Below are 5991 nucleotides of genomic sequence, written 5' to 3' on the forward strand. Positions count from 1 at the left end.
CCGCTCGGGCCGTCCGGTCACGCTGGCGGTCGGGGAGCATGTCCGCATGCCGCGCACCTATCGTGGCAAGGACATCCTGTGGTGGCTGGACGCCTCCGGACTGATGGACTTGCGCTACGACCAGATACCCGACCTTGACCGAGCGCGCAAACTTCCGTCGATGCAGCTGGTCGGATCAACCAATCGGGTCACCCTCGACCTCAATTCGCTGAGCGGACTTGGGGTCCAACTGGTAGGGCGGCTGGCCGGAATCCGCGACGGGATCGCTCAATTCTCCGGCTCGTTGCCAAACATGTTCGCCTTGGCCGACCTGAAGCTCGGGCGGCTGCTCGACACCATCGACGCATGGGCGATCGAAACCGGTTGGGACGGTGGTGATCCGCCGCGACGTTTCGAAGCGACGGCAGTTCCCGCCACCGTGCCCTTGACGATGGACCTGCGCTCCGGCGCCATCCGTACGATCCTCTGGGCCACCGGGTTCCGCCCAGATTTGTCCTGGCTCGACGTCCCGATCTTCGACCCAAAGGGCCAGGTCCGCCATGACGGCGGTGTGACCACCAGCCCCGGCGTCTACCTGATGGGGATGCCATTCATGCGCCGCCGCAAGTCGAGCTTCATCGACGGCGCAGCCGCCGACGCCGCAGATCTGAGCGGCCACCTAGCCCACTACCTCGACTCCAACTGAGGAGCATCCGATGGACCACAACTACGACGCGATCATCGTCGGCGGCCGGTGTGCCGGCGCGGCGACGGCAATGCTGCTCGCCCGCGGCGGCAAGCGCGTGCTCGTCATCGAGGCGGCCCGAAGCGGCACCGACACGCTGTCCACGCACGCCCTCATGCGCGGTGGAGTGCTTCAATTGCACCGCTGGGGTCTGCTCGACGCAGTCGTCGCCGCGGGTACTCCGGCCATCCGTTCAACCGAGTTCGAGTACGGCGGCGAGACCGAAACGATCGACATCCGGCCCGGCGGCGGGGTTTCCGCGCTGCGCGCCCCACGTCGAACGGTCCTCGATCCTCTGCTACTCGGCGCGGCCCGCGATGCAGGTGCCGAGGTTCGCATGCCGGCCCGCGTGGTAGGTGTGGTTCGCGATGGTGGCAGGGTGTGCGGCGTCGAGGGCATCGAGCGTGGCGCCGGTACTCGTTTTCGCGCCATCGCACCGCTGGTCATCGGCGCCGACGGGCGGAATTCGACGATTGCCCAAGCCGTCGACGCCCCGTATCGACGGCGAGGCAGCGCTTCCGGTGCGATCGTCTATGGCTACTTTGCCGGACTCCCGAACGATCGCTACCACTGGGCATATCGCCCGGGAGCTACCGCAGGAGTGGTTCCCACCAGTGACGGGCTGGCATGCGTGTGGGCGGGAACCGCGAGTACCAGATTCGCCCAACAACGGTCCGCGGGCCTCGACACCAACTTTCGATCGCTGCTCGCCGAGGCCACCCCAGGGGTGGCGGGGTCGATCGGCTCCGCAGCTCCCGTCGGCCCATTGCGTGCTTACCCAGGCCAGGGCGGCTGGATCCGCGCATCGGCAGGCCCTGGTTGGGCACTGGTCGGCGACGCGGCCTATTTCAAGGACCCCATCACCGCCCATGGCATCACGGACGCGCTGCGCGACGCGGAACTGCTGGCTCGGGCGGTGCTCGACGCGCCGCGCACATGGCAGGCCCAGCTCGATGCAATCTGCGACTACGAACGCACGCGCGACCGACTTTCCGAGCGCTTGTTCGACATCACTGAGCGCATCGCGAGCTATCGCTGGGATCTGGTCGAGTTGCGCGGGCTACTGCGAGAGCTGAGCCAGGTCATGCGGCTCGAAGTCGACGCGCTCATTGAGTTCACCGAGCTGCCCGCAGCGTGACCGGGTGCCGTCGATGATTCTGTCCCGAACAATCCGACAGCGCGCGCTCGTTGCGCTTGTCGAGGTAATGGGCCTGAGCGTCTGGTTTTCGGCGACCGCGGTGGTGCCCAGCCTGCGCGTGGAGTGGGGCATCGGATCGACGGCGGCGGCGTGGCTGACCGCCTCGGTGCAGATCGGGTTCGTTGTCGGGGCGGTTACCTCGGCAGTGTTCAACCTCGCCGACCGCACCCCACCGCAGCAATTGCTCGCTGCCAGCGCGCTGTGCGCCGCGACGTGCACGGCGGTACTGGCGTTGTTCGTCAACAGTCTCGCTGCGGCAATCCCGTTGAGATTCCTCACCGGAATGTTCCTCGCCGGCCTGTATCCGGTGGGGATGAAGCTCATGGCTTCGTGGTCGCAATCTTCCGAGCGAGGCCGAACGTTCGGGGTGCTGCTCGCGGCCCTCACCGTTGGCGCCGCACTGCCGCATCTCATCAGTGGTCTCGGACCGTTGCCCTGGAGAAGTGTGATGCTGGCGGCCGCGGCGTTGGCCGGAGTCGCGGCGGTCGTCGCCGCGAGTCTGATACGGCCGGGTCCGCAGCTGGACATCCACGTCGCCACATCGAATCCGCGGTATGCGATCGCGATCTTCGCCGACCGCGGACCCAGGCTGGTGAGCCTCGGCTACTTCGGGCACATGTGGGAGCTCTACGCGCTGTGGACCTGGCTGGCGATGTTCGTCGCTGCCGGCCGAGCCCAACGCGGCGACGCCACTTCGGCGACCGGACTGATCGTCTTCGTCGTGATCGGAGTCGCCGGTACGGCCGGATGCCTCGCCGGCGGGTGGGCGTCAGACCGTTTCGGTCGCCCTCCTGCAGCACTGGTGGTCAGCGGAGCGTGCTGCGCGGCGTCACCGGTCTTCTTCGCCGCCCCGACGGCCGTTCTCATCGTCTTTCTGTTGGTATGGGGTGTCGCCGTCATCGCCGACTCGGGCGTCTTCTCCACCTCTGAGCGAGACGACAGACCCGCGATACGTCGGCACCGTACTCACCGCGCAGACCGCCGTCGGCTTCCTATTGACGGTCGTCACGATGCAACTCGTCCCGCTCGCCGCGGGCCTGGTCGGTTGGCAGTACGCATTCGTGCTACTGGCGCCCGGCCCCCTGATCGGCGCCGTGGCGATGTCAGCCCTGCGCGTCCCTCAGCACCAACCACATCCCACGGAGGAAAGTTATGATCAGGAACTTAACGCGCACAACCCCTTTCGTCGGTCAGACGGCGGAGCTCTCGCGCACCGTCGATGACAACGACATCGCTCTGTTCACCCAGATCAGTGGTGACCGGAATCCCCTGCACTATGACCATGCCGCGGCCAAGGCGTCCCGGTTCGGGGAGATCGTCGTGCAGGGCGGTATCACCAGCGCGATCCTCAATGCCGTCGTTGCGGAAAAGCTGCCGGGACCGGGCACGGTATTCCTCGAAGTGAGCTGGGCGTTCAAAGCCCCTGTGCGCCCGGGGGACACAATCACCGGGCGTGTCGAAGTCACGTCGGCACGCACAGACAAGCCGATCACCGAACTCAAGACAAGCGTGACCCGTGACGACGGAACGGTCGTGCTCGACGGAACAGCGGTCTGCTACACCATGGATCTGACGAGCCGGGACGTTCAATGACATCACGCGCTTTCGCGCAGATGCCATCCCGTTGAGGTAGAGAATGACCGGGTGCACCCGAACGCGACGCCGGACGGCTTGGGACGGGGTCCCCGCAGAGCCGAGTTGCTGGCGGCGGTGTCGCTGGCAATCGACCTGGGTCTGGGTCAGCCGATGGAACATATGCTTCGGTCGTCGCTGATCGCGAGTCGCATCGCCGAACGCATGGGCCTCGACGCGCAGCAACGGGCGACGATGTACTACGCCAATCTGGTGGGGTGGATTGGGTGTCACGCCGACTCCCACGAGCTCTGGGAGCTCTTCGGCGACGACATCGCCTGGCGCGCCGACACTTACGCGGTGGACATGGCCGGGCTGCCGTTTCTGCGTTTGATGATGAGCCACACGGCACGGGAATTGCCGGGCTGGGAACGCGGTATCCGTTCGGCTGCCTTTCTGCTCACGGCCCGTGGACAGGTGGCCATGCTGATCCATTCGCATTGCAGTTCCGCAGGGGTACTTTCCGACCGGATGGGCTTGAACAATGAGGTCGGAAAGGCGCTGGGCTACGTCTTCGAGCGCTGGGACGGACAAGGTCTGCCGAACGGTGCTCGAGGAGAAGATATTCCGGTCGAGATCCACATCGTCCACGTGGCAGACGTCGTCGAGGTTCACCTGCGCGCGGGTGGGGTCGAACACGTGGTCGAGGTTGTCCGTTCCCGGCGTGGCACTCAGTTCAGCCCAGCCGTGGTGAAGGTTTTCGAGAATGACGCGACCGCGATCGTCGACGGATTGCTCGACATGGATGTCTGGACGGCCTCGTTGGCGCAAGCGCCAGATCGTGACGAAACCCTTGACGGCGACGAGCTCGACGAGATGCTCAGAGCAATGGGCGATTTCGTCGATCTCAAGTGTCCGTTCACCTTTGGGCATTCACGTGGCGTCGCTGACCTGGTTGCCCCGGCAGCGCGACACCTGGGTATGTCGCCGGCCGACATCACGTCGCTCTACCGGGCGGGCCTCGTTCACGGGATCGGGAGAATGGGGGTATCCAACAAGATCTGGGAGAAGAAGGGGCCGCTCAGCACGGCTGAATGGGAACGGGTTCAAATGTATCCATATCTCAGCGGCCGGATCCTGAGCCGGGTCAACGGCTTGGAATCGGTCGTGTCTCTGGCAACCAAGCACCGAGAAAGGATTGACGGGTCCGGCTTTCCCCGAGGGATCACCGGCGCCGAGTTGACCCCGCAGGACCGGTTGCTCGCCTCCGCGGTGGCCTATCGCCGACTGCTCGAGCCTCGTCCACATCGGCCGGCGATGGATCCCCGCGACGCAGCCGATCAGGTGCGTCGCGAGGCGCGCGCCGGCCGCCTCGACGCCGAGTCCGTAGAGGCCGTTTTGCTAGCGGCGGGGCATCGGGCATCCCGGCGGACGCCCTGGCCGGCGGGGCTCACCAACCGGGAGGTCGAGGTCCTGCGACTAATCGCGCAAGGCCGGTCGAACCGTGAAATCGCCGCCGAGCTGTACATCGCAGAGAAGACGGCGGGCAACCACGTCGAGCGTGTCTACTCCAAGCTGGGCGTCAACAATCGCACGCAGGCCAGTCTCGCGGCGATCGACCGGGGCCTGACGAGCATCCAGGTCTGAGCCTCTGGCCGAGGGGGCACCTCCCACCCGTTCACGCATGCGGACACTGCTCGGTCGTAGGCCATCCAACCGGGCATTCAACGCCTGGATGCCTTGGTCGCGAGCGGCAAGTTGTTCGGGTGCATTCGCGATGAATAGGGCTGTCCCTCCGTCGCAACCCGTTCCCAATCGGGGGGCGATGAACACTGGCAATTCAGTGACCATGCCGTTGCTCTTCCGAGTGTGAGATGGCCGTAACGGCCGCGGTCGGCGCTAGGCCTGGCAGAGGAGGCGATACGTTCGTAGGCCGCGTGGAAGTCTCTATCGGCGGCAGCGTGCTCACGCCAGGCATGTTCTCGGGAGGCCAGGCGTTGGTTGTGGCAGTCCAGGAGCTCGCGGACAGCGCATCCATCTGACCCATAATCGCGCGACTCGACGGGCGGGCGGCGGACGCCGGTGCCGAGATCCGTCACGTCGGCAAGCACATGCTCGGCGTCGGTGTGCGGGCGGCCGCGGTGCGGTAGTAGTTCGACGCTCTCAACAGGTTCTCCCGCGCGGTGACCCGGTGTCCGGCGGCGAGGGAACGTTCGCCCAATTCGGCCACCCGCGCGGCGGTGGCTTTCCAGGCCCTGTGCCAACTGGCCTGGTCACCATCTGTGACCTGGCGGGCGGTGGCCAAGACCTCGCCGAGGTCCGCCCCGAAGGAGTTGGCGAACCCCGTGGTCCGTAGCGTCTCGAACGAGAACGTGTCATCCTCGAAAAGGAACTTCATCGCGTGCTCCTCAAGCTGGCGTTTACTTTCGTTTCCTCCGGTCCAGATGCACTCGGTTCCCAAGAAGTTCGAAATTTCAACCCGCTGACTAATTTAGTG

General features: G+C 65.6%; 5 protein-coding genes and 1 pseudogene. 5 read left to right on the top strand and 1 reads right to left on the bottom strand.

Going from position 1 to position 5991, the window contains the following annotated elements:
* The 5 genes and pseudogenes from QOI01_RS26170 to QOI01_RS26190 form a co-directional block, all read left to right on the top strand.
* Positions 1 to 685 (top strand): annotated as a pseudogene (locus QOI01_RS26170) (pyridine nucleotide-disulfide oxidoreductase); the annotation flags it as partial.
* Between the two features lie 10 nt (positions 686 to 695).
* Positions 696 to 1862, top strand: a complete 1167-nt coding sequence (locus QOI01_RS26175) for an NAD(P)/FAD-dependent oxidoreductase (protein ID WP_526386079.1) — start codon at positions 696 to 698, stop codon at positions 1860 to 1862.
* Between the two features lie 13 nt (positions 1863 to 1875).
* Positions 1876 to 3078, top strand: coding sequence for an MFS transporter (locus QOI01_RS26180; RefSeq protein WP_526386082.1), 1203 nt, complete (start codon positions 1876 to 1878; stop codon positions 3076 to 3078).
* On the top strand, positions 3075 to 3515 hold the full coding sequence (locus tag QOI01_RS26185; protein WP_526386080.1) for a MaoC family dehydratase: 441 nt from the start codon (positions 3075 to 3077) through the stop codon (positions 3513 to 3515). The genes QOI01_RS26180 and QOI01_RS26185 overlap by 4 nt, the downstream gene beginning before the upstream one ends.
* Before the next feature lie 153 nt (positions 3516 to 3668).
* Positions 3669 to 5141 (top strand): HD domain-containing phosphohydrolase, encoded by a 1473-nt coding sequence (locus QOI01_RS26190; RefSeq protein ID WP_526386083.1) that lies wholly within the window; start codon positions 3669 to 3671, stop codon positions 5139 to 5141.
* A gap of 448 nt (positions 5142 to 5589) precedes the next feature.
* Here the strand turns inward: QOI01_RS26190 and QOI01_RS26195 are convergent, their stop codons facing one another.
* Positions 5590 to 5892 carry a hypothetical protein gene (locus QOI01_RS26195; protein ID WP_526386081.1) on the bottom strand — a complete coding sequence of 101 codons (303 nt, stop codon included), beginning with the start codon at positions 5890 to 5892 and terminating at the stop codon, positions 5590 to 5592.
* Positions 5893 to 5991: the final 99 nt, after the last annotated feature.

The sequence above is a fragment of the Mycobacterium sp. genome (genome assembly GCF_032162605.1).
In the GTDB taxonomy this organism is placed as follows: domain Bacteria; phylum Actinomycetota; class Actinomycetes; order Mycobacteriales; family Mycobacteriaceae; genus Mycobacterium.